Origin of the sequence: Paenibacillus sp. 2RAB27 (assembly GCF_052115445.1) — a bacterium.
GTDB lineage: Bacteria > Bacillota > Bacilli > Paenibacillales > NBRC-103111 > Paenibacillus_E.
The window spans coordinates 109,548-132,983 of record NZ_JBFRGR010000011.1; the positions used below are offsets into that span (position 1 = coordinate 109,548).

Below are 23,436 nucleotides of genomic sequence, written 5' to 3' on the forward strand. Positions count from 1 at the left end.
TATTCTAAATCGAAAGAATGAGGCGCTCTCTGATGGCATCGAACCCTTTCCGGCTGCACAAAAGCATTTTTGCCAAATTCACACTCTCTTTCATCTCAGTAGGTCTCATCCCACTGCTCATTCTCAGTTATATTTCACTGCAGACGTTCAGCGGCTTTATGGAGCGTTATGCGACGAACAATTATGAGCAAATGCTGCTGTTTGCGAGCCGAAATGTAGATGATATGTTTGTTAAATACAACAGTATTTCCAAACTCATGTACTCTTACGGGGTTGGTGGGCAGTACGGGCAATTGGGACAAGCGATTGCAGCACAAAATAAGGAAAAAGATTACCGATTAACGACGACGATCAACGATTTTTTGCAAACGATTTTATATACTGAACGTAACTTGCAAAATGTCTTTTTTGTTCAGCCGGACGGGACTTTTCAAAGTTTGACGAAGAAAAACGTGGCTCTAGATTACCAATATCAATACCCAAGGGTTGATTGGAAAGAGCAGATGCAGGTCAATCGTAATGGTCTTGGCTTTTTTCCGACGCATAAGCAGGATTATTATATTGGGGCAACGGATCAAGTCATGACGTTTGGTCGCAATCTCACTGACGTCTTGGGGTCATCTAAGGTTGAAGGCGAAATTGTCGGGACCTTTTACATGGACGTAGGGCTAGGCGTATTTAATGAAATTTTCCAGCAGATGGTTCTGAATAATCGGGATACCGTTTATGTGGTTGATAAACAGGGGATTATCCTATATAGCAATAAAAAGGAGCACATCGGTACTGTATTTCAGGCGAATGCTTCGGATGATTTCTTGCATCTACAACAGGAAACAGCTGAGAATAGTATCCAAATTATTGGTGAGTTTTATAAAAAAGAACTGTTTCTCAAAGTAGAGCAGCTCATTCAGACGATTACGATCGTCATCGGCTTATGTATGGTTTCTTTGATTGTGGTCGCAGTCTGGTTCTCTAATCGCTTCTCTAACCCGATTCGCAGTATTACGCGAGAAATGGCGAAAGTGGAGTCCGGTAATTTCGATACGCAGGTGACCGTTAAGACAGAGGATGAGCTAGGGCTCCTATCCCATGGCTTTAATAAGATGGTATGGCGGCTGAAGGAATACATTGACGTTGTGTATGTTGCACAGATTAAACAGAAGCAAGCGGAGCTGAACGCGTTGAAAAGCCAAATCAGACCGCATTATTTGTATAATACGCTGGAAGTGATTCGGATGAGCGCTGTTGCCGAAGATGCAAATGAGGTGGGCGATATGATTTTGTCGTTATCACATCAGCTTAAGTATGTACTCGATTACGGTGAGGAAACGGTTACAATCCGGGCTGAGAAAGCAAACCTGGAGCAATACTTTCACTTGATGGTCATCAGGTACGGCGAGCATAGGCTAGGACTTGACTTCCGCTTCGATTCGGACTTGATGGACTGTGCGATTCCGAAGCTATCTCTGCAACCGATTGTTGAAAACGCTATTTATCATGGCATTATGCCCAGATCAGGGAAAGGCACGATCCGTATTTCGATTGAGAAGCTGCCAGATAACCTGCTTAGTGTCACTGTAGATGACGACGGAGTAGGGATGAGCGAGGATACGTTAGAAATTGTTCGTAAAAAGTTGGCTAATGGCAGTTCGCTGGATACGGGAAGTAGCATTGGGCTCATTAATGTCCATGAACGCATTATTGCATTGTATGGGCAAGGTTTTGGCGTAGAGATCAATAGCAGCCAACATATTGGGACTACCGTCCGTCTTGTCATTCCTTTAACGAAAGAGGTGAGCGTCCGTGTTGAACGCCATTCTAGCTGATGATGAACCGATTATTATCAAAGGGTTAAAAAAGCTCATCCCGTGGGAAGAGCTCGGCATTGCAATCGTAGGTGAAGCGATGACAGGCAGAAGTTTGATGGAACAGATTGAACTCAAGCAGCCTGAACTTGTCATCACGGACATTAGCATGCCAGATGGCACAGGAATTGATGTCATAAAGGAAGTGCAAAGGCGGCAGCTGCGGACCAAAATTATTTTCATCAGCGCCTATCAAGAGTTCTCCTATGCTAAGGATGCTTTAGCCTTCGGTGCAGTCGATTACTTGGTAAAACCGATTGAGAAGAGCCTGTTGCTCGAGGCAGTTGGCAAAGCAATGATGCAGTTGCAGGAAGCAGATGAAGATCAATCCTCCAAAGGTAAGCTGGCCGTTTATGAACAAAAAGATAAGAAGACGCAGCTCGAGGAGCTGTTCGACAGGCTTACGCAAGGGGATATCCGGTGGGAGGAAGCGGAGCGTAAACTTCAAGCTTTGAATGCGCAGTTTAGTGGCCTTTGTTTCAGCGTCCTGTATGTGGAGCTAGCTCATGTTCAGTTACAAGATGGCAGATGGGGAGAGCATGAGAAGCGTTTATTAATGTTTGCGGTATCCAATCTGGTGGATGAGATGATCCAACATTATGGCAGTGGTCTCGTCATTCGAAAAGGCGAGAATTTATGCGTCATTGTGAACCACATGCAGGTAGAGGATGATTTGCAGCGGCTAGCTAACGAAATGCGGGATAAGATTTTATTTTATCTTAAAGTTTATGTGACAATCTGTATCGGTTTGCCGGTTAACAGCCTTCGTGACATGAGGCAATCCTATCTGTCAGCCCTTKAGACGATGAACTACAGCTATTTTGAAAAGCAAGGGATGATTCTATCCTGGTCAGTGAATGAACGGCGTGTTGGCTCAGAGGAGCACTTGGCAAGTGCCAAGCAGGCTGTAATTAAAGCGGTCATTGCCAAGGAAAAGCAGCAGGTACATGAGCTTTTGGGCAGTTTCTTTGAGCAGGCAGCAACCAATGCGAATGGTCGCAAAGAATCGGCGGTATTAATCGTATATGCCTTATTGACAGATTTAATGGAGGAGATGTCGGCTGTTGGGATTGACCTTCAGGTTTCGCCGGAGCAACGGAATGACTGGCAACAGCAGATGCATCAATTTTACCGTTTTCATGATCTTACTGATTTTATAACGGTTCGTATTTTGGACATACTGGAACAAGTAAGCACCGCAGGTGGCAGCCGCGAAGCGCAGCAGATGAAGATTGTTAAGGAATATATTGAGGAGCACTATAGCGAAAATATAACACTAGAAAGCATAGCTTCCCAAGTGTTTATGAATCCGTATTATTTTAGCAGTTTCTTTAAGAAGCACATGCAAGAGAATTTTAAGCAGTACGTTACGAACATCCGAATGAAGAATGCGGTTAGGCTGCTTTTGCAAACGGATCTGCTCGTTTACGAAATTGCTGAGAAGGTTGGTTATCAAAATCCACGGCAATTCAGCGATATGTTCAAGAAAAGTTATGGCAAGCTGCCCCATGAATACAAGAGCCAAATCAAAGGATGAATTGTCGTAATTTCTGTTATTCCTGTAGGCAGCTTCCACTCATGCTTCGATTCGAAGCATGGGTGGAAGCTGCTTTTCCATATAGATAAAAGCACTAGCATTCATTGTCACCTTCTTAAATTCATGCATAACGAGCTTAAAAAACTTCATTCTAAACGATTTGGGCGTATGTTAGTCTTAAATCAAGGAACAGAACAACACCTGATGCGTCGAAAGTACAAACAAAGCTGGCGTTGTTCACAAGAAGCTACATACTAAAGGGAGGTTACTTTCAACATGGTTAAAACATTTTCCAAAGTACTCTTAGGATCGACAGCTTTAGCACTCATTGTGGCAGGCTGCGGCAATAACAATGATTCCACAACGTCAACATCAAGCGCAGCACCGGCCGGCACAGCAGCAGCAACTGCGGCTCCGAAGAAGGATGTTACATTCAGTGTCATTTATGCGACTGGCGATCCAGCAACGAAACAAGCGGTTGCCGATTCCATTTCGGCGTTTACCAAAGCTAATCCTCATATCAAAATTAAAGATTTAAGTGAGACGACAACGGCTTCGTATTTAGATTTCATCAAAACGAAGGATGCTGTTGGGGAGTTCCCGGATTTAATTGAAATGCGTGATACCCAATTGTTCGCAGATAGCGGTAAAATTGCCGAATTACCTAAAGATTTGCAAAGCTTGTTCGACACTGTACCTCAAGTAAACGGCAAAGTTTACAATGCACCGATTTCTTTGCCTGCGCCACAAGGTATTATTTATAGCAAAAAAGCTTATGCGGATGCGGGTATCACCGAAGAGCCAAAAACGTATGCTGATTTTATTGCCGCACAAGAGAAGCTGAAAGCGAAAGGTATTTCACCAATCGTTGTTGGCGGTAAAGATATTTTCCACTGGGGCTTCTGGATCAATAAATTCTTTATGGACGAAATGCTCGCGCAAGATCCTCACTGGAATTCCAAGCGTTCACAAGGAAAAGCAAGCTTTACAGACGAAGGTCCGATGAAAGCAATGACATTGTTTACGGAACTTTTCACTAAGGGCTATGTAGACAAAGGATTTATGAGTACGGCAGATAACCAAACTGCATCGATGCTCGTAACGGGTAAAGCAGCAAGTCTTTATTCCGGACCTTGGATGTTCCCGACGATCGCTCAAGCAGATCCGAAGTTTGATTTCGGCTGGTACCCAGTTCCTGATCAAAAAGGTGTCGTTAATGTTGTCGGACTTGCACAGCCTTCCGGTTGGTCGTTCTCAGCGAATGCCATCAAGGATCCTGACAAAACGGCTGCAATCAGTGAGTATATCAAATTCTTCTTCAGCAAAAATCAATATGCAAACTATTTGAAAATTGCAAGTGCAATTCCATCTACCAAAGAGAAAATTACGTATGATGCAAGTCCTCAGCTTCAAGAAGTTCTTACGATGATGGCAGATCCGAAAGTCGTTAAAACGCTACAAATTAATAGTTTCTGGGGTGAAGACCAAATGCCGCCAACTTGGCGTAACTGGTTCTACAAACTGGCGCAAGACTGGTTAGTTAAAGGTGACTTTAGCGTAGATTATATGAAAAAAGCGGATGCGGAATGGGATGCTGCGATTAAAGCAATGAAAAAATAAAACTCGGCTTCAGTTGGAGGAACCTCTGCCCACAGCGGAGGTTCTCCTTCTCTAAGTCGAAYGGAGCGTGAGAGAATGGCAACCACCATACAACAAGTAAAGAAAAAGAAGTCGTGGCTTTCCTATACGGTACTATTTTTGTTACCAGCTTTTATTTTATACACGATGTTCGTTATTGTACCTACTTTCGGCAGTTTGTATTTAAGTTTTACCTCTTGGGATGGCATAAGTAATGAGATCCGCTACATCGGTTTCGATAATTTTGTGGAAATGTGGCATAGTGATCGCGTACATAACGCGCTCAAAAATACGCTCATTCTTTCCCTCGTATTAGTCGTTTTAGAGAATGTCGTTGCTTTAGCACTTGCCATGCTGGTTGATCAAGTGAAATGGTTTCGAAACCTATTTAGAAGCGTGTTCTATTTACCAGTTTTGCTTAGTGGTATCGTGTTGGGCTTCGTTTGGACCATTATTTTGAATTATAACTTCGGTGTGCTTACACAAATTCTTGATAAGTTAAAATTATCATCTCTAAAGCTTGATTGGCTTGGAAATCCAGATTATGCACTCATTTCTATCATCATATTTACGATTTGGAAGGCATCTGGCTACTATATGATCATCTATTTAGCTGGTCTGCAAGGGATCCCGTCTGAGTTAACGGAAGCGGCAGGCATTGATGGTGCAAACCGCTGGCAGCAATTTAGACATATCACGTTCCCACTTCTTGCAGGTGCCTTTACGGTTTGTATGATGTTATCGATGATTGGATCTTTGAAAATATTTGATCAAATTGCCGTTATGACCGATGGTGGTCCTGGATTCTCGACAGAGACATTGACTTACATCATTTATAAAGTAGGCTTTGGTGAACTGAGACAGGGTTACGGAACGGCACTTTCACTTGTTCTATTCATACTGATCCTTATTGTATCGGTTATTCAAATTAAAGTACTTCGCAATAGGGAGGTTCAGATGTAACATGCAAGCAGACAAAAAAATAAAAGGCTTAGATGTGCTCCTCTTTGCAGTAACGTTCATCATCGCAGTCATTTTCTTTTTTCCTATTTATTTTACACTGATCTCAGCGTTCAAAAGCAATGGCGAGATATTGCGGGACGCGATCGCATTTCCAACCAGCATCTACGTAGAGAGCTTTAAGTATTTATTAACAAAGACTGATTTTCCTCGTGCCATGTTGAATAGTATTCTATTAACTTTTTTTTCCATAATCGGGATGATTGGTATCATCCCAATGGCAGCATATGCGATCGAGAGAGCGAATAAGATGTGGACTTATCTTGTTTATGTTTACTTTTTAGCGGGTATGATGATTCCTTTCCAAGTGTACATGATTCCTTTGTTTAAGGAGATGAAATTACTAKGTCTATATGGAAGTATGGGGTCCCCTATTCTCATCTATATATCTGGTTCAGTTGGTTTCGGATGTCTGTTATACACCAGTTTCTTAAAAGGAATTCCTCGTGAGATTGAAGAAGCAGCAGAGATCGACGGCTGTTCCAAATACGGGATATTTTGGCGCATTGTATTCCCTCTGTTAGGACCATGTACAGCTAGTATGGTAGTGCTTCAAGGGCTCGGTATTTGGAATGATTTCTTAATGCCAAGTCTAGTTCTTCCATCGGATAAGCCCAAAACCATGATTGTTGAGATATTTGGTTTTGTAGGTGAGTATGCTTCCCGGTGGGATATGGTATTTGCGGGTACGGCCATGTCGATCGTGCCTGTTCTAATTGCATTTATCGCCTTGCAAAAGTATTTCATCAAAGGAGTCGCAGCAGGAGCGACAAAGGGTTGATATTAAATGAAGGAAAGTGGGCAGAAACACATGTTTACAGGCCAAGATCAAGCATGGTTGAACGAAGTCATTGATAAAATTACAACAAAAATGGGCTGGGTCAGCGAGAAGTCCAGACTCAAAATTCCGTTCACAACCATTAATGGAACACATGATAATCGTATTGTAGATAATCCAACAGGCACTGTCACGGATGAGATTAATTGGTGGACGAATGGTTTCTGGGGCGGCATGATGTGGTTGATGTATCATGAAACCGGTAACGAGAAATATAAAGAAATCGCGGAATTTTCCGAAAAAGAATTAGATCGTTGTTTTGATGAATTTTATGGCTTGCATCATGATGTTGGATTCATGTGGCTGCCAACCAGTGTTGCGAACTATAAAGTGACGCAGAATCAAGAATCGCGCAAAAGAGCGCTGCACGCAGCTAATCTTCTTGCAGGTCGTTTTAATTTGGCAGGCGGTTTCATCCGCGCTTGGAATGATTTAGAGGGCTCCGATACAAGAGGTTGGGCCATTATCGACTGCATGTTCAATATTCCGTTGTTGTACTGGGCTTCAGAAGAAACAGGTGATCCACGGTTTAAGCAAATCGCGATGAAGCATGCCGATACGGGGATGACAGCATTCGTTCGCCCGGATGGTTCTGTGAATCATATCGTGGAATTCGATCCTTTTGAAGGCGGAGTGGTAAGGACGTATGGCGGTCAAGGATATGAGGAAGGTTCCTCTTGGACAAGAGGACAAACTTGGGCACTGTATGGATATATGATGAGCTATATTCATACGCAAAAGGATGAATATCTGCAAACCGCGAAACGGATTGCGAACTATTTTATCGCAAACATTCCTGCTGATGGTGTGATTCCGGTTGATTTCCGTCAGCCGAAAGAACCGAAGCGTGAAGATGATACAGCTGCGGCTATTGCGGCGTGCGGTCTACTCGAAATTGCTAAAGTAGTGGGTGAGCACGAAAAGGATCTGTATCTGGGGGCTGCGTTGAAGCTGCTTAAATCCCTAGATCCACGAATCGATTGGACAAAGGGTAGTGATAGTCTTGTTCAATACGGTTCAGGTTCCTATCATACGGCAAACCATCATCACGCAATTATTTATGGGGATTACTATTTCATGGAAGCGATTTTCAAGCTTAAAGGGAACGATTTGTATCTCTGGTAAAGTGTTAAAATGAAGGGAGTACTATCGCATGATTCAAAATCCGATTCTACGCGGCTTCAATCCGGATGCATCGATCATTCGGGTTGAGGATGATTACTATATCGCCACATCTACGTTTGAATGGTTCCCTGGCGTTCTCATTCATCATTCCAAAGATTTGATGAACTGGAGACCCTTAACGCGCCCGTTGGATCGGGTGAGCCAGCTTGATCTGCGCGGGGTGCCAAGTTCGGGTGGTATTTGGGCACCTTCCTTAAGCTACTACGAGGGTACGTTTTACTTGTGCTTTACGAATGTGGTTGGTCGAAAAGGCGTTTATAAAGATCTGCACAATTATATCGTGACGGCACCCTCGATTGAAGGACCTTGGTCTGAACCGATCTATCTGAACTCCAGCGGTTTCGATCACTTTTTGTTCCACGACACGGATGGTCGCAAGTATCTGTTTAATATGCAATGGGATTTTCGTAAAAACAAAAGTAGATTCGCCGGTATCATCATGCAGGAATTCTGTCCGGCTGAAGGCAAACTGATTGGCGAGATTAAGCTGATTACTCAAGGGACAGATTTGGGTGTTACGGAAGGGCCGATGGTGTACATAAAGGATGGCTACTACTATTTGCTAGTGGCTGAAGGGGGAACGGGGCCGATGCACGCCGCAACTCTCATGCGAGCGACTTCCATAGACGGTCCTTATGAAGTTGATCCGGACTACCCGATTATTACTACAATGAATACCCCCGAGCATCCATTACAGAATGCGGGTCACGGTTCTTTGGTGGAAACGCAGTTGGGTGACTGGTACATGGTATTCATTTGTTCGCGTCCTCTTCAAGACGGCAACAAGCTCAGTCCATTAGGGCGAGAAACGTCGTTGCAAAAAGTCGCGTGGACGCCAGATGGATGGCTTCGGCTGGCCGCAGGCGGAAAGCAGCCACAGCTGCATATTCCTGAGACAGAGCTTACGCCGCATCCGTTTGCATCGGACCCGATTCGCGATGATTTTGACGCAACGAAGCTCAGTGTGCATTGGCACACATTGCGCGTCCCGGCTGACGAGTCATGGCTAAGCTTAACGGAGCGCCCGGGCTTCTTACGACTGAAGGGAAGAGAGTCGCTAACCTCCTTGCATAACCAAAGCCTCGTGGCAAGAAGAATTCAAAGCTTCCAATGTGAAATGGTGACATGCGTAGCGTATGAGCCTGAAGCTTTTACACAAATGGCGGGTCTGGTTCTTTATTATGATGAATCCGATCATTACTATTTGCGCATTTCCCATGATGAACAGTTTGGCAAACATTTGGCAATTATCGTAAGCGATCAGGGTCAATATGATGAACTGGATGCTTATGTGCCGATTCCTCAAGGGGAGCACGTTTATCTCAAAGCAGCGATGAATTTTGATAAGATTCAATTCTCTTATCGTTTAGACGGTCAGTCGTGGCAACCTATTGGTCCGACGTTGTACGCCGGCAATCTTGCTGACAGCTACCAGCGTAAATTATCTTTTACTGGCGCTTTCGTTGGGCTTTGCGCACAGGATTTACGTGGTACTCTACTGCATGCAGACTTTGACTTCTTTGATTATGAGGAATTGGATTCCTAGTTTCACGTTAAAAGCCAGTAACCTTAGAGTTTCTGGCTTTTTTCGTTGTATGGAACTTCAAAAAGAGGGATTTTCAAGCCTGAATTGTCCAGGCGTAATGTTCTCGAATTTTTTAAATACTTTGAAAAAATGCCGTGGATTTTCGTAACCAACTTGCTCTGCAATCGTGTTGATCGGCAATTCTGGATTATCTTGCATAATTTGTTTCGCTTTGGTAAGTCGAAAGGTATGCAAGTAGTGAAGGAAGGTCAGTCCCATCTCTTTCCGGAACAACATACTGATGTAATTAGGGTGCATTTGCACATGATCGGCAACCGCATCGAGCGATAAATCCATCTTGTAATTTTGTTCCACGAAAGCGACGATTTTATCAATTGTATGAATGTTCGGCTGGTGGTGGTTGGAGGTGCGAATATATTGAATGAGCTGCGCAATGATCTCCGAGATATGGATATCTGCATGTGACGTGTTGTTCGAAGAAAAAAGCATAGATGCTGCATGTTCACCCCAGATGGCTTCAGGTGTTAGGCCAACACTTTGCAAGTAAACACTAATACAGATAAGAATCTGCTTGCGAAGCTTGTTAGTACTTACTGTATTGCCTGGGAAATGAGGAAGTATGGATTGTACATCCTTCTCGATCTGCTCTATTGAAAGCTGTTCGTCAATTGAACGTTCAATGTATTGTACAAGTTTATCAAAGTTTTGGTGTATGTATTCCGACTCCGGTTTATAGATGGTTATGGTGCTCGAGGAAAAATATCGATTGAATAACATCGCAGCCATAGCCTCAATATACAGATCACGTATACGCTCATTATCATTCTTCCGTATGCTAACCCCAATGCAAATTCCGCTGCCTTGCTTTCTCTCGGTACCGAACAACTCGCCACATGCAAGCTGTAAATCTTCATTTGTTGGGACATGCACACTATTCGTAATTATGATAATTTGCTGCAAGAAGCGAGATTGGAATGTGTACAATTTCTGGAAAATATGTGCTGTACCCATACCTGAGAGGCTTTCGGTTGTCAAAAGCGGTATATGATTGATTGTTTGGATCACGATTATCGTCGTATAAGGATGGGGAAACAGGGATTGCAACTGTTCAGGTTTAAACGGCAAATCATCAAACTGCGTATCGAATAGGATATGTTCTTTGAGCAGAAGTAGGTCATACTCGCTGATTTGCTTTTGTTCATCCTGAATGCTACTCCCGATTCGATCTAGAACGTTGATGAGTTCTTCCTTGTTAATCGGTTTCAACAAATAGTCGATGACTTGGTAGCGAAGTGCTTGTCTGGCATAAGCAAAATCGTCATAGCCAGTTAAGATAACAAACCGGCTGCAAAGGTTCAAAGATTGTATTTCCTTTATCAGAGTGAGTCCATCCATTTCAGGCATATGAATATCTGTAAGGATCAAATCAGGTTGAAAAGTCGCTAGTTTATGCATGGCATCAATGCCGTCAGCAGCGCCGATGATCTCGATAAAAGGTGTATGCGCTTTCTCAATCATACGGATAATACCATTTAAGATGATAGGTTCATCATCGACTACCATCAGCTTCATGGTGTTGCCCCCTTAGCTAACTTGAGTATACATGTCGTCCCTTCATGAAACTTACTCTCCAGTTGAATACCGGAACGTTCGCCAAAAAACATTTTCACTCGTTCGTTTACATTCATAATCCCGAGACCTCCGCCACTTTTCTGCAAACGATGGACATCCATGGTGCCGTTTAACACGCCTTGGAGGAGTACAAGCCGTTCTTCCTCAATCCCAATACCCGTATCAACAACGCTAATGAACATGAACGCAGAATCTTCCCAAATCCGGATCGAAAGTGATCCTTGTTTTCTTACATTCGCAATCCCGTGAACAATACTATTTTCAATGATCGGCTGCAGCATATAGTGGGGACATTGGAAGTTATCGATAGCCGCGTCGATCTCAAACGTCACTTTCAGACGGTCAGCTAATCTAATTTGTTGAATTTTAATATAGTCTTTGACATTGTCCACTTCTTCTCGGAGCGAAGTCTCATTTTTCGTTCCAGATAGACTGTAGCGGAAAAGCTTACCTAGTGTATAAGACATCTCAGCTGCTTCGGGGTCATCGTTGGCTTCTGCGATCATGCGAATCGATTCGAGTGTATTGTATAGAAAATGAGGCTTGATTTGTGCCTGCATCATGAGATAGGCCGATTCCTTTCGCAGCATTTCCGAACGATGGACGGTATTAACCAACTCATCCATGCGCCTGATCATCGCATTATAAGAGGAAGTCAGATGTCCGACTTCGTCTTTATTAATTTCCCCGCGATAGATAGGGAAATGGTTTTCGTCAACTTGCCGCATATGCTTGGAAAGCTTCAGAATGCGTTTCGTTATCGAACTGGCGATCAGATAGTAGATGCCGGAGAGAAGTAGTAACAGGAGAGCGACAATCACTACGAGAATATACTTGTTTTTTTTGATCCCAATAAAGACGGTGTCTACTTGCTCCATCATCACAAACTGCAGTTTCAAGCTGTCAGAATAAAAGGATTCAATCAGCATTTTATTACCATTAAACGTGTGATACGCGTATTTGGCATTAAGTTGAAAGGCTTGGTTCAATAAGGACATCTCTGAATCTTTGGATAAGGGAATTTTTTGAATATGGGAAATGACCTTATTATCTTGATCAAGTACATAAAAATTACTTTTGCTGTTTAAATTAAGCGATTCCAATAAAGGTTTTATGAAATTAGAAGTTACCTTGATATCGAGAAGTCCGATATCTTGCTCAAAATTCCGATTTCCAATTTTATGAAAATAATGAAGATTGATGTCTGGATTGGAGCCATTCGTAAACGTTATCCATTTACCGATACCTAGCGGAAGCTTCTTAATGCTCTCGTCCAACTTGAACTCGTCCATCCTTGCCATTTCGGGTCTGAAAATCATACCGTTTTGCTGCTCCATGTAGATGGTCATTCCATCAATCATTTGATTAGATGACAAAATATACGAAAACAAGGGTCTGATATAGGTCAAAAAATTGGAAACTTGCTCAAAATCGCTCCGGTAGTTCCCACTTAAATAGGCAATCGTGTTCGAATTGTTTTGGAATAACTGATACGCAGATTCGATCTGTACCGTACTTAAATTGACGTTATTAAGAACTTGATTCACAATTTTTTGTCTGCCTTGCGCATATTCTTCGAGAAAGCTATTGTAGTTCTGATTATAAAGAAACAGGCCGAATGAAATAATCGGAATGAAGATGATAAAGATGTAGCCTATTGCCATTTTTTTAACAATCGACAAATTCTGATAACTGAAAGCAGGCTTCAGTTTCACGGAGCACACCACCTTATAAACGGACACTACCTGCTTAAAAATGATCACTATAATTATGAGCTGTACTCCGTTATTATTGGATTTGTAAGCGCTTAATACAAAGTGAATCGTCATTGCATCGAGGAGGAGTACCATGAGTATAGCACTTAAAATGGTAAAGAAAAACTGGCAACTCTATCTGATTATTCTGCCGTCACTTGTTTATTTGATCATTTTTAAATACATACCGATGGTCGGCGTACAAATCGCGTTTAAAAACTTTATGGTCACGAAAGGAATATGGGGAAGTGATTGGATCGGTTTCAAGCATTTTGTGGACTTTTTCCATCTGCCCATTTTTTGGAGGGTGATCAAAAATACAGCGCTGCTCAGCCTTTACTCTCTCCTTGTCGGCTTTCCGGCACCAATCATACTTGCTTTGGCGTTGAATGAACTGAAAAATGGCATTTTTAAAAGAACCGTACAACTAGTCACCTTCGCGCCTTACTTCATTTCTACGGTTATCATGGTTTCGATCATTATGCTGTTCCTTTCTCCACAACTTGGCTTCGTTCACCTCTTAGCGGATAAGTTTGGATTTCCAGCGGAAAATATCATGTCTAAGCCGGCTTATTTCAAAACTGTTTATGTACTTTCCGATGTCTGGCAGTTTACAGGTTATGCCTCGGTCATTTACATTGCCGCTCTGGCAGGGGTAGACMCTCATTTGTATGAGGCGGCGAAAGTAGACGGTGCATCACGGTTTCAACGGATGATAAATATCGACTTGCCGAGCCTCATGCCGACGGCGGTTATCTTACTTATTCTGAATGCTGGTCAAATTATGAACGTTGGATTCGAAAAGGTGTACCTGATGCAAAATGCGATTAATGTTGGAGCGTCGGAGGTCATATCTACGTATGTTTACAAAATGGGCTTGGTCGGAGCGAACTTCAGTTTCTCTGCAGCTGTTGGACTTTTTAATTCGGTTGTCAATTTATTACTGCTCATTGTGGTCAACTATGTGGCAAGGAAAAATTCGGAGACAAGCTTGTGGTAGGAGGTAAATGAGATGGTGAATTCCGAGCAAACCGTGCTGCTCAAAGCGAGTAAGGCACCTACACGCATTCTTGAAAATAGTGTCGACAGAATGTATTTGTTCTTTGTCTATGTGTTTCTGATTATTTGCTTAATCATTGTGGCCTACCCGCTCATTTATATCGTTAGTTCATCATTCAGCTCCTCGTCAGCTGTGATCTCAGGCAAGGTGTGGTTGTTCCCTGTTGAGCCAACCCTTCGAGGGTACAAAGCCGTATTTCAGAATCCGCAAATCCTGACGGGCTATGGGAATTCTTTGTTCTATCTATTCTTTGGGACACTGCTTAGCGTGACGTTGACGATAACAGCGGCTTACCCGCTTTCGCGCAAAAATTTTTATGGACGCAACGTCATCACCGCACTGTTTATTTTTACAATGCTGTTCAACGGGGGCTTGATTCCCTATTATTTAACTGTTAAAGGAATGGGGTTGCTCGACACGAGATGGGCAATGATTATTCCAGGTGCCATTTCGGTATGGCAGGTTATTCTTGCAAGGACGTTTTTTCAAACCTCAATTCCTTCGGAATTAACGGAGGCCGCACATTTAGATGGATGCAGCGATTTTAAGTTTCTACTCCGCATTGTCATCCCGTTGTCCAAACCGATCATTGCCGTTCTCGTGCTAATGTATGCCATTGGCTATTGGAACTCTTATTTTGAAGCGTTGATTTTCTTGAAATCGGCTAAATTGTATCCGTTGCAGCTTATTTTACGAAATATACTGATCTTGAACTCTATTGATCCAACGATGATTAAGGATGTCAAAGAACTTGCGGATCGGCAAGGGTTAAAAGAACTTCTTAAATATTCACTGATCGTCGTGGCGAGCGCCCCTGTTCTCATGTTATATCCGTTTGTACAAAGGCATTTTGTGAAAGGGCTTTTGATTGGTTCACTGAAAGGTTGAAACTAGGTACACAATGAGGGGAGGGATGCCCGGAAGCTTGTTAAGGCTGTGTCCACATGGAAATTGAATAGCTATGAATAACAAGGAGGGTTTACGCATGGTAAATAAAGGAACCAGAAAAACTTGGTTATCGGCGGTCCTGATTTTATTTATAACGTTGCCTGTAGTGGGCTGCACGTCCAATGATGATCCACAAGGTAGCGCTAGTCCAACAGGGGCTGCAAGCTCCGATGGCGGAAAAGGCGTTAATGCAACTGGCTTTCCGATTGCCAAAAATAAAATTACAATGAGTGCTTTCGCGCCGCAATCTGCGAATATTGCCGATTTGAATACGAATTGGTTCACCAAATATTTGGAAGGTAAGACGAATATTCATTTGAACTGGCAGCTAGTGCCGGGAGAAACAGCGGCATTGAATGAGAAAAAGCAGTTACTGCTAGCAAGTGGCGACTATCCCGATATTTTCATGCAAGGTAATTTAACGAAAGAGGAGCAGCTGTTGTATGGTCAACAAGGCGTCCTTCTCCCATTAAACAAGTTGATTGATCAATACGCGCCGAATATTAAGAAAGCGTTCACAGATATTCCGTACTTACAGAAGGCGATTACAGCGCCGGACGGCAACATTTATGCGATACCTTCCGTGAATGAGTGCTACCACTGTCAGTTTTCTGCCAAAATGTGGGTGAATACGAAATGGTTGCAAAAACTGGGCCTTAGCGCACCGAAGACGACCGACGATTTCTATAACATGTTAAAAGCATTTAAGGAAAAGGATCCGAATGGGAATGGCAAAGCAGACGAAATTGCATTCACGGGCTCACCAACGGGTTGGCATACGGATATTGAGTCATTCGTCATGAATGCGTTCGTATATTTCAATGCGGACAACAATTATTTCATGATGAACGGCGGCAAGCTGGCAACCTCAGTCGACCAACCAGGGTTCAAAAAAGGTCTGCAATTCTTAAACAAACTGTATGCGGAAGGTTTGATTGATAAGGAAGCCTTTACTCAGAAATCGGATGCTCTTTCCCAAAAAGGGAATAGTCCTGGTGTTGCGATAGCTGGTGCGATTCCTGCAGGCTGGTTCGGCGAATTCACAGATGCCTCGCCAACGGCAACGCGCCACAAAGACTATGATCCGATTGCGCCACTTACGGGTCCAGATGGAGCGTCGTTCGCGGCTCACTACATTGGCATTGGAAACTCGGTGTTTGCCGTGACGAATAAAAATAAAAATCCGGAAGCCGCAATTCGTCTAGCCGATTATCTCTACTCGGATGAGGGCACGACATTGTCCAACTTCGGGGAAGAAGGCCGCAACTGGGTGAAAGCGGATCCGAATGATAAGAACACACGCGGAACCGCTGCTAAGTTCAAGGTGAAAGAAACGACCTATGGTGTAGGTCAGGTGCAGAACGACCATTGGAATCAAATGGGACCAGGACTTCGTTCCTCTGAATATCGAGAAACTGCCTATGCAGCGAGCCAAGACATCTATACGATGGATGGTTTGGAAACCCGTCTGTACAAGGCTACCAAAGAATTGTATGAGGGACACCAACCGAAAGAAGAGTTTCCGACGGATATTTTCTTAACGAACGATCAGGCTAATCAAGTGAAGCAATTGAAGCCGATTATTACGGATTACGTTAAACAGTCTATGCTGCAGTTCATCATGGGAGCCAAAAGCATTGACAAAGATTGGGATGCTTATGTGAAAGGTCTTAAAGATTCCGGCATGGATCAATTCATCAAAATCTATCAGGATGCTTACGATAAAGTGTATAAAAAGTGATGGCAGGAAACGATTCGCGAAAATGGAGGGAAAACATGAACAAGCGTTGGGAGCGAACAGATTGGTTCCGGGAAGCAAGGTTCGGCATGTTTATTCACTGGGGATTGTATGCAATCCCTGCTAGGGGGGAGTGGGTCCGAAGTGTCGAGAAACTGAGTAATKAGGCGTACGAACCGTACTTCCGAGAGTTTCGACCGGACCGCTATGACCCGCGGGCTTGGGCTAAGGCAGCGAAAGCGGCGGGACAGCAATACGCTGTCCTAACGACGAAGCATCATGATGGCTTCTGTTTATTTGACAGCGAGTTTACGGACTATAAAGCGACGAACACACCTGCGCAGCGAGATTTGATCAAGGAATATGTAGAAGCCTTTCGCGATGAAGGATTGAAGGTTGGCTTTTATTATTCACTGATTGATTGGCATCACGATGATTATCCGGCCTATGGGGATCGCATTCATCCGATGAGAGACAATGAAGCTTATGCAAACCGATCCATCCAATTCGAGCGTTATGTGGATTATTTGCATGCACAAGTGAAAGAATTACTTACAAATTATGGAAAAATAGATATCATGTGGTTCGATTTCTCCTACGATGATATGACAGGTGAGAAGTGGAGGGCAACGGAGCTGGTTAACCTGATTCGCTCGCTGCAACCAGACATTATTATTGACAATCGGCTTGGTGGAGATATTAAAAAGTCAGAACCGGAAGTATACGCCGGAGACTTCTATTCTCCTGAGCAAATCGTTCCTCCCGGCGGGATTGTTGACGAAAACGGATTAAATGTACCATGGGAGGCCTGTATTACTCTCAACGACAATTGGGGCTATCATGCGAAGGATTATGCCTACAAATCACCGAAACAGGTCGTTCGAGCTTTAGTCGAATGCATCAGTAAGAATGGCAATATGCTTCTAAATGTCGGACCAGATGCAAGAGGAGAAATTCCAACGGAGTCCACTCGAATTTTGACCTCGGTTGGTGAATGGATGCGGCGTAATGGCGAAAGCATTTATGGCTGCGGAGMTTCCTCGCTACCAAAGCCTGAATGGGGACGCTATACACAGAACGGGAATATGTTATATGCCCATGTATTTGATCGAGGCATCGGACCTATTTATTTCCAGGGGCTTAAGGGGAAAATCAAGAAGGCGAGGCTCCTCGCAGACGGCTCAGAACTGAAGGTTTCTACACCATGGATGGCAGAACATTATTCGGATACTGAAAGCGGGGCATTCATTCATTTGACCGGCGCCGAACTACCAGATGATATGGATACAGTGATCGCGCTGGAAATCGAATAAGTGGCAGAGGTGAATAAGCGTTGAAAATCGGTCTTAGCACATATAGCTTACTGGGTGCATTAAAAACAGGGGAAATGACAGTCCTAGACGTTATTCAGTGGATTTCAGATCATGGCGGCGAACATATGGAAATCGTCCCCTACGGTTTTACACTAATTGACCAGCCTGAACTAGCAGCCGCAGTCCGATCTAAAGCTAAGGAAGTTGGCATCGAACTATCCAATTATTCGATGCCGGCCAACTTCGTCCAGGAGACGGAAGAAGCTTTCGAAGCGGAGATCGTACGAGTCAAGCAGCATGTTGATTTGGTGAATAGGCTAGGTATGACACATATACGGCATGATGTAACAGCTTTTGCCTTACCGACTGACAAGATGACGATTCAATGGTTCGAAGCGAATTTACACGCGATGGTAAGAGGAAGTCGTCTCATTGCTGATTATGCGGCGCAGTACGGGATCACCACGACCATTGAAAACCACGGCTTCAGCGTACAGGCAAGTGATCGTGTACAGCGCGTTTTAACGGAGGTTAATCGCCCTAACTTTAAGACGACACTGGATATCGGCAATTTCATGTGTGTCGATGAGCAGCCGCTTATTGGTGTACGTAAAAATTTGCCCTATGCTTCACTGATCCATGTGAAGGATTTTTATTTCAGACCGTACGATGAGCATCCCGGCGAAGGCGCTTGGTTTACAACCGCGAATGGCAACTATCTAAGAGGCGCGATCGTCGGTCAAGGAGATATCGACATGCGGCGAATCATGAAGCTCATTAAGGATTCGGGATACAACGGTTATCTTACCATTGAATTTGAAGGTATGGAGGAATGCAGGGCAGCTTCGAAGATCGCGATGGACAATGCAAGGCGGTTGTGGCATGAGGCGTAGGGAGGTACGAAGCTACGGATGACGAAGGCAGCATTGCTTGTGGAAGAATGGCGTGGACAATTAGTGGAATGCGAATGTTGGGGACATGTGGTTGGGATCGACCTGCAAGGTAATATCCGATATCAGGTAGGCGATCCCCATCATGTCACGTATTTACGATCGGCGGCAAAGCCTTTCCAGGCGATTCCCTTTTTTCGTAGACAGCTTCATTTGAAATATGATCTAACCTTGGAGGAACAGGCTATTCTGACAGCTTCGCATCGAGGTCAGTCGTTTCATGTGAATACGTTAGAAAAGTTGCTTGTTAAGCTTGGTTTACATGAAGGGCTATTGGTTTGCGGGGCATCCTTTCCCTTGCATACGGCAAGCCATTATCGAATGCTTCATGATGGTCATCTGGAGAGGAAGCTCTATCATAACTGTTCAGGGAAGCACATTGGCATGCTTGCCGTATGTCAGGCAGAAGAATACGCGCTTCATGGATATGAAAAGGATGACCATCCGCTGCAGCAGGAGCTGCGAGCGATCATAGGTGATATGGCGGGCCTCCAGGGGGATCGCATACAGCTTGGTATAGACGGCTGCGGACTTCCTGTCTATGCGATGCCCTTGTACCATGCGGCGCAAGCGTTTCTGAAGCTCGCACATCCCGAGCTGATTGAGGATGTGGCCACTTCCGCTGCTGTGCGCGACTTGACCGCAGCCATGAATGGCTGTCCGGATTGGGTATCCGGAACAGGGCTCATCTGTCCAGCGTTGTTGAATGATGCTAATATTGTTGCGAAAGGCGGAGCCAAAGGCATCTACTGTTTTGCTCTGAAACGAGAGAGATTGGCTTTTGCTTTAAAGGTTGCAGATGGAAGTGAAGATAAGTGGGCGTATGTCGTGGCCAACATTCTTACTCAAATCGGATACCAGGATGAGACTACAATTGCGCGTCTCCGTAAGTTGTGTCCAGATGAAATTCGCAATAGCTTAGGGGCTGTAGTTGGTCAGTATCGAATCGGATTTCAACTGGAATAAAAGGAATAGAAATGAAAAGTGTGCAGGACCTGCTGATAAGCATTATCAGCAGGTTTTTGGTATGTGTCCGCATTAGTATGGGGTTATTCTTTTTTTAATACTTCTTTAATAATTCTTAATCTACGAACCACTATTAAGCTTCCTATAAGCTGATGGAGTCATGTTAAGCCGCTCTTTAAATACGCGTGAAAAGGTGGCATAGGATGTAAAGCCTACTTCGAAGCAGACGGAGGTGACGGGCTCATTGCCGGAAATGAGCAGGCTGCATGCGTGCGATATTCTTATTTTCTCTAGGAAAATATGAAAATTTTCTCCGATGCTAGATTTGAATGAAGTGCTGATATGCGGAACGCTTAAATAGAAGCGCTCTGCCAACGTTTCCAGCTTAATATCATCGCGGAAATGTTGGTAGACATAGAGAATGATCTCCCACATTTTCCCCTTTTTATTAGGCGGTTTATAGGTATCGTTGTCTCTCTTCGTAAAACAGCTGCGCTCCAATAAGATCAAGGCTTCGGTTAATTTTGTCTTGAACATGAGCTGACTCAAGGGTTTACTGCTAAGGATTTCCTGATGCATCCTCTCGAATATAGGAAGAAGCTGCCTGGAAAGTTCATTCTCCAATTGGTAGGAAGGATCTCCTTCCGTACCCGCACGAAGTAGGATGTCGCTGAAAGAGGCAGCAACATCATCGGAACCATATATGGCTTGCAGTCCAATGGCCCCAATATAGAGATGCAGCTCTTGACCTCGCGTTATTCTGATTTGATGCACCTGATGCGGAAGTAAGAGGGTGAACGTACCCGGCTTAATAGGTCGCTCAATCCCATTGATAATTTCTGTTCCACTGCCGTAGAAGCAATAGGTGTATTCAAGGAAATTATGTGTATGTGGCGGGATATCAGCGGTTAGCTTGTGAATTTTAAATGTATAAGGAAAGGAATTGTGCAGTTCGGGGTCTCCAGGTAAGTTAAAAGGAATCATGTAATCACGCCCTTAAATAAGAATCGGATATTGCTATCATAATCTAAAACCTTAAAAAATGAGATATTTTTCATAATTTTGATAAGTAGTGAGATGACGTACTGATTACAATGAAGAAAATATCCGAAAGGAAGGTTGTTACGATTATGAATGTTTTGCAATATGTGAATCCCTTACAGGGGACAGCTTCTACCTTTCATTTTTCCAATGGGAATACACTTCCTTTCATTGCACGACCTTTCGGAATGGCAGCATGGAGCCCCCAGACGGATGAAGCGGGTAAAGGCTGGTACTTCCATCCTTCCCATCGTCATTTTGAAGGGATACGGCTGACTCACCAGCCAAGCCCATGGATTGAAGATTACGGGCATCTGACCATTCTGCCGCAAACAGGTCCGCTTGCCTTATCCGTCGCTAAACGATCATCCTCATTCCGTAGTGAGGATATGTCTATCAAGCCCGATTATTTTCGTATAAGGCTGCAACGCTACAACACGTTATTGGAATTGAGCCCAACAGAACGTTGTGCAAGTATGCGAATGACTTTCGATGATCGGCAAGACGCGCGAGTGATTGTAGCGCCGTTTGCTGGCGAATCGTCTGTATCCATTGACCCTGAAAGAAGAAGGTTAACAGGCTATACCCGTGCTAATTCGGGCGGCGTTCCTGAGAATTATGCGATGTATGTCGTGATGGATTTTGATTGTGATTTGGATGTGCAGGCGTGTGGAATCTGGGATCAGGATGGTAGGCCGTCCATAAGCTTACAAGAAACAGGGAATCGGATAGGCGCTTTTATTGGATTGAACGTACCGCAATCAGGCGAAGTTAATCTTCGTATTGGCACTTCATTTATAAGTATCGAGCAAGCGATAACCAACCTTACACAGGAAATTGGTTCTAAGTCCTTTGACTTGGTTAGAGTGGAAGCAGCGCAGGCGTGGGAAGAGACGCTAAATCGCATACAGGTGGAGGATCAAGATGAGGACAAATTAAGCACTTTTTATACTTGTTTGTACCGCGTTTGCTTGTTTCCCCGGGTGTGGCATGAATTTAACGAACAGGGGGAAAAGGTTCATTACAGTCCCTATAACGGTCAAATTGTGAGCGGACCGATGTATTGTGATAATGGATTTTGGGATACGTATCGTACCTCATATCCGTTGTTTAGCATGCTGTTTCCAACCCGTTTAGGTGAAATCTTAGAATCTTACGTTAACGCCTATAAGGAAGGCGGTTGGATGCCGAAGTGGTCTTCACCTGGCGAACGCAGTGTCATGCCGGGGACTTTAATTGATGCGGTTTTTGCAGATGCTTTTGTAAAAGGGATAGAAGGCTTTGACGCACAGTCGGCTTATGAAGGCTTGCTAAAGCATGCCTGTCGAGCAGCGGAGGATCCTCATCTTGGCAGGAAAGGCTTTCGTGCTTACCAAGAATATGGTTATTTGCCAGCGGATCAATTTCACGAAAGTGTCAGCAATACGTTGGATTATGTCTATGGCGATTTTTGCATTGCTCAACTTGCGAAGAGTATCGGGAAACCTGAGGATTACACGCTGTTCATGGATAGGGCAACCAACTATGCCAAATTACTAGACCCTTCGGTAGGTTTTATGAGGGGGAGGAAGACGGATGGCAGCTGGGTTGAAGAATTTGATCCCATTGAGTGGGGAGGAGCTTATTGTGAAGGCGGGGCCTGGCAGTGCAGCTGGGCTGTTCAACACGATATCGTTGGATTAGCCGAGGTCATGGGAGGGAAAGACGTTTTCTTAGCTCGCATGAACGAGTTAATGACAACTTCACCTAAATTTAAGGTGGGCAGCTACGGTTTTGAAATCCATGAAATGTCGGAAATGGCTTCGATTAACTTCGGACAATTTGCGATTAGCAATCAGCCTAGTTTTCATATTCCTTATTTGTTTGCGGCGGCTGGGTCACCAGCTGGGACGCAATTCTGGGTTAGGAAAACGGCAGAGGAACTGTTTAGCTCTGCACCCGATGGATTGCCAGGTGATGAAGACAATGGGAGCCTGTGTGCTTGGTATATTTTTGCCTGCATGGGGATGTATCCATTATGTCCTGGTGTGCCTGAATATGTGATAGGGAGTCCAATGTTCGGGCGTATGACAATCCATTTGGAGAGCGGCAAACAGATTGTAATTGAAGCCGAGCATAACGCAGCCGATCATCCTTATGTGCAAAGTGTACAGGTTAACAATGAGTCGCATCTGCCTTTATTTTTTGCTCATTATCAGCTTATGAACGGTGCTGTAATCAAATTTGGTATGTCGGACACACCGAAAGAGACGCAGGTAGAGCATAAGCATCTGCCTTACTCGATGTCTGTAAGGCCGTAAAGTATTCGTACCACACAAACAAATAACGACTTGCGATTGAAGCGATTGCAGGTCRTTATTTGTTTTCATTTTGAGAGATAATCATTTTAAAAGGAACATGGTTAA

At 43.9% G+C, this 23,436-nt stretch carries 17 protein-coding genes; 14 read left to right on the plus strand and 3 right to left on the minus strand.

Features of this window, described 5'->3' with window-relative positions; translation table 11 throughout:
* Window positions 1–32: 32 nt before the first annotated feature.
* The 7 genes from AB4114_RS17245 (at window position 33) to AB4114_RS17275 (ending at window position 9,629) form a co-directional block, all read left to right on the plus strand.
* Window positions 33–1,826: a cache domain-containing sensor histidine kinase gene (locus tag AB4114_RS17245; protein ID WP_441989557.1), complete on the plus strand. Its 1,794-nt coding sequence runs from the start codon at window positions 33–35 to the stop codon at window positions 1,824–1,826.
* The gene (locus AB4114_RS17250; RefSeq protein ID WP_441989558.1) at window positions 1,804–3,402 is read left to right on the plus strand and encodes a response regulator; all 1,599 of its coding nucleotides are present in this window, start codon (window positions 1,804–1,806) and stop codon (window positions 3,400–3,402) included. The genes AB4114_RS17245 and AB4114_RS17250 overlap by 23 nt, the downstream gene beginning before the upstream one ends.
* Window positions 3,403–3,678: 276 nt before the next feature.
* Window positions 3,679–5,022: an ABC transporter substrate-binding protein gene (locus AB4114_RS17255; RefSeq protein ID WP_441989559.1), complete on the plus strand. Its 1,344-nt coding sequence runs from the start codon at window positions 3,679–3,681 to the stop codon at window positions 5,020–5,022.
* A gap of 75 nt (window positions 5,023–5,097) precedes the next feature.
* On the plus strand, window positions 5,098–6,003 hold the full coding sequence (locus AB4114_RS17260; RefSeq protein WP_441989560.1) for a carbohydrate ABC transporter permease: 906 nt from the start codon (window positions 5,098–5,100) through the stop codon (window positions 6,001–6,003).
* Between the two features lies 1 nt (window position 6,004).
* Window positions 6,005–6,841, plus strand: a complete 837-nt coding sequence (locus AB4114_RS17265) for a carbohydrate ABC transporter permease (protein WP_441989561.1) — start codon at window positions 6,005–6,007, stop codon at window positions 6,839–6,841.
* A gap of 6 nt (window positions 6,842–6,847) precedes the next feature.
* Complete coding sequence (locus tag AB4114_RS17270; protein ID WP_441989562.1) at window positions 6,848–8,023, plus strand: glycoside hydrolase family 88 protein; 1,176 nt, start codon at window positions 6,848–6,850, stop codon at window positions 8,021–8,023.
* A gap of 28 nt (window positions 8,024–8,051) precedes the next feature.
* Window positions 8,052–9,629 carry a glycoside hydrolase family 43 protein gene (locus AB4114_RS17275; RefSeq protein WP_441989563.1) on the plus strand — a complete coding sequence of 526 codons (1,578 nt, stop codon included), beginning with the start codon at window positions 8,052–8,054 and terminating at the stop codon, window positions 9,627–9,629.
* Window positions 9,630–9,686: 57 nt separating this feature from the next.
* Here AB4114_RS17275 and AB4114_RS17280 read toward each other — a convergent pair whose 3' ends face one another.
* Entirely contained in the window at window positions 9,687–11,201 is a 1,515-nt protein-coding gene (locus AB4114_RS17280; RefSeq protein ID WP_441989564.1) for a response regulator transcription factor, read from the minus strand.
* The gene (locus tag AB4114_RS17285; protein ID WP_441989565.1) at window positions 11,198–12,976 is read right to left on the minus strand and encodes a histidine kinase; all 1,779 of its coding nucleotides are present in this window, start codon (window positions 12,974–12,976) and stop codon (window positions 11,198–11,200) included. Before AB4114_RS17285 ends, AB4114_RS17280 begins: the two co-directional genes overlap by 4 nt.
* Before the next feature lie 133 nt (window positions 12,977–13,109).
* Between AB4114_RS17285 and AB4114_RS17290 the strand changes: the two genes are divergently transcribed.
* The 6 genes from AB4114_RS17290 (at window position 13,110) to AB4114_RS17315 (ending at window position 19,990) form a co-directional block, all read left to right on the plus strand.
* Window positions 13,110–14,015 carry an ABC transporter permease gene (locus AB4114_RS17290; protein ID WP_441989566.1) on the plus strand — a complete coding sequence of 302 codons (906 nt, stop codon included), beginning with the start codon at window positions 13,110–13,112 and terminating at the stop codon, window positions 14,013–14,015.
* A gap of 12 nt (window positions 14,016–14,027) precedes the next feature.
* Window positions 14,028–14,963, plus strand: a complete 936-nt coding sequence (locus tag AB4114_RS17295; protein ID WP_441989567.1) for a carbohydrate ABC transporter permease — start codon at window positions 14,028–14,030, stop codon at window positions 14,961–14,963.
* Window positions 14,964–15,060: 97 nt separating this feature from the next.
* A complete protein-coding gene (locus AB4114_RS17300) occupies window positions 15,061–16,764 on the plus strand; it encodes an ABC transporter substrate-binding protein (protein WP_441989568.1) in 1,704 nt (567 codons plus the stop codon).
* Between the two features lie 35 nt (window positions 16,765–16,799).
* Complete coding sequence (locus AB4114_RS17305) at window positions 16,800–18,074, plus strand: alpha-L-fucosidase (protein ID WP_441989569.1); 1,275 nt, start codon at window positions 16,800–16,802, stop codon at window positions 18,072–18,074.
* A 20-nt stretch (window positions 18,075–18,094) separates the two neighbouring features.
* The gene (locus tag AB4114_RS17310) at window positions 18,095–18,967 is read left to right on the plus strand and encodes a sugar phosphate isomerase/epimerase family protein (RefSeq protein ID WP_441989570.1); all 873 of its coding nucleotides are present in this window, start codon (window positions 18,095–18,097) and stop codon (window positions 18,965–18,967) included.
* An 18-nt stretch (window positions 18,968–18,985) separates the two neighbouring features.
* Complete coding sequence (locus AB4114_RS17315) at window positions 18,986–19,990, plus strand: asparaginase (protein WP_441989571.1); 1,005 nt, start codon at window positions 18,986–18,988, stop codon at window positions 19,988–19,990.
* 120 nt (window positions 19,991–20,110) lie between these two features.
* Here AB4114_RS17315 and AB4114_RS17320 read toward each other — a convergent pair whose 3' ends face one another.
* Window positions 20,111–20,974: an AraC family transcriptional regulator gene (locus tag AB4114_RS17320; RefSeq protein ID WP_441989572.1), complete on the minus strand. Its 864-nt coding sequence runs from the start codon at window positions 20,972–20,974 to the stop codon at window positions 20,111–20,113.
* A gap of 110 nt (window positions 20,975–21,084) precedes the next feature.
* On the opposite strand from AB4114_RS17320, the gene AB4114_RS17325 reads away from it, so the two are divergent.
* Window positions 21,085–23,331: a GH92 family glycosyl hydrolase gene (locus tag AB4114_RS17325; RefSeq protein WP_441989573.1), complete on the plus strand. Its 2,247-nt coding sequence runs from the start codon at window positions 21,085–21,087 to the stop codon at window positions 23,329–23,331.
* Window positions 23,332–23,436: the final 105 nt, after the last annotated feature.

What these genes read in the sequence shown, in the direction of transcription:
- AB4114_RS17255 (WP_441989559.1), top strand. Translation starts at nt 3,679, where the DNA reads ATGGTTAAAACATTTTCCAAAGTACTCTTAGGATCGACAGCTTTAGCA.
- AB4114_RS17280 (WP_441989564.1), bottom strand. Translation starts at nt 11,201, where the DNA reads ATGAAGCTGATGGTAGTCGATGATGAACCTATCATCTTAAATGGTATT.
- AB4114_RS17270 (WP_441989562.1), top strand. Translation starts at nt 6,848, where the DNA reads ATGAAGGAAAGTGGGCAGAAACACATGTTTACAGGCCAAGATCAAGCA.
- AB4114_RS17300 (WP_441989568.1), top strand. Translation starts at nt 15,061, where the DNA reads ATGGTAAATAAAGGAACCAGAAAAACTTGGTTATCGGCGGTCCTGATT.
- AB4114_RS17245 (WP_441989557.1), top strand. Translation starts at nt 33, where the DNA reads ATGGCATCGAACCCTTTCCGGCTGCACAAAAGCATTTTTGCCAAATTC.
- AB4114_RS17295 (WP_441989567.1), top strand. Translation starts at nt 14,028, where the DNA reads ATGGTGAATTCCGAGCAAACCGTGCTGCTCAAAGCGAGTAAGGCACCT.
- AB4114_RS17275 (WP_441989563.1), top strand. Translation starts at nt 8,052, where the DNA reads ATGATTCAAAATCCGATTCTACGCGGCTTCAATCCGGATGCATCGATC.
- AB4114_RS17325 (WP_441989573.1), top strand. Translation starts at nt 21,085, where the DNA reads ATGAAGAAAATATCCGAAAGGAAGGTTGTTACGATTATGAATGTTTTG.
- AB4114_RS17320 (WP_441989572.1), bottom strand. Translation starts at nt 20,974, where the DNA reads ATGATTCCTTTTAACTTACCTGGAGACCCCGAACTGCACAATTCCTTT.
- AB4114_RS17260 (WP_441989560.1), top strand. Translation starts at nt 5,098, where the DNA reads ATGGCAACCACCATACAACAAGTAAAGAAAAAGAAGTCGTGGCTTTCC.
- AB4114_RS17315 (WP_441989571.1), top strand. Translation starts at nt 18,986, where the DNA reads ATGACGAAGGCAGCATTGCTTGTGGAAGAATGGCGTGGACAATTAGTG.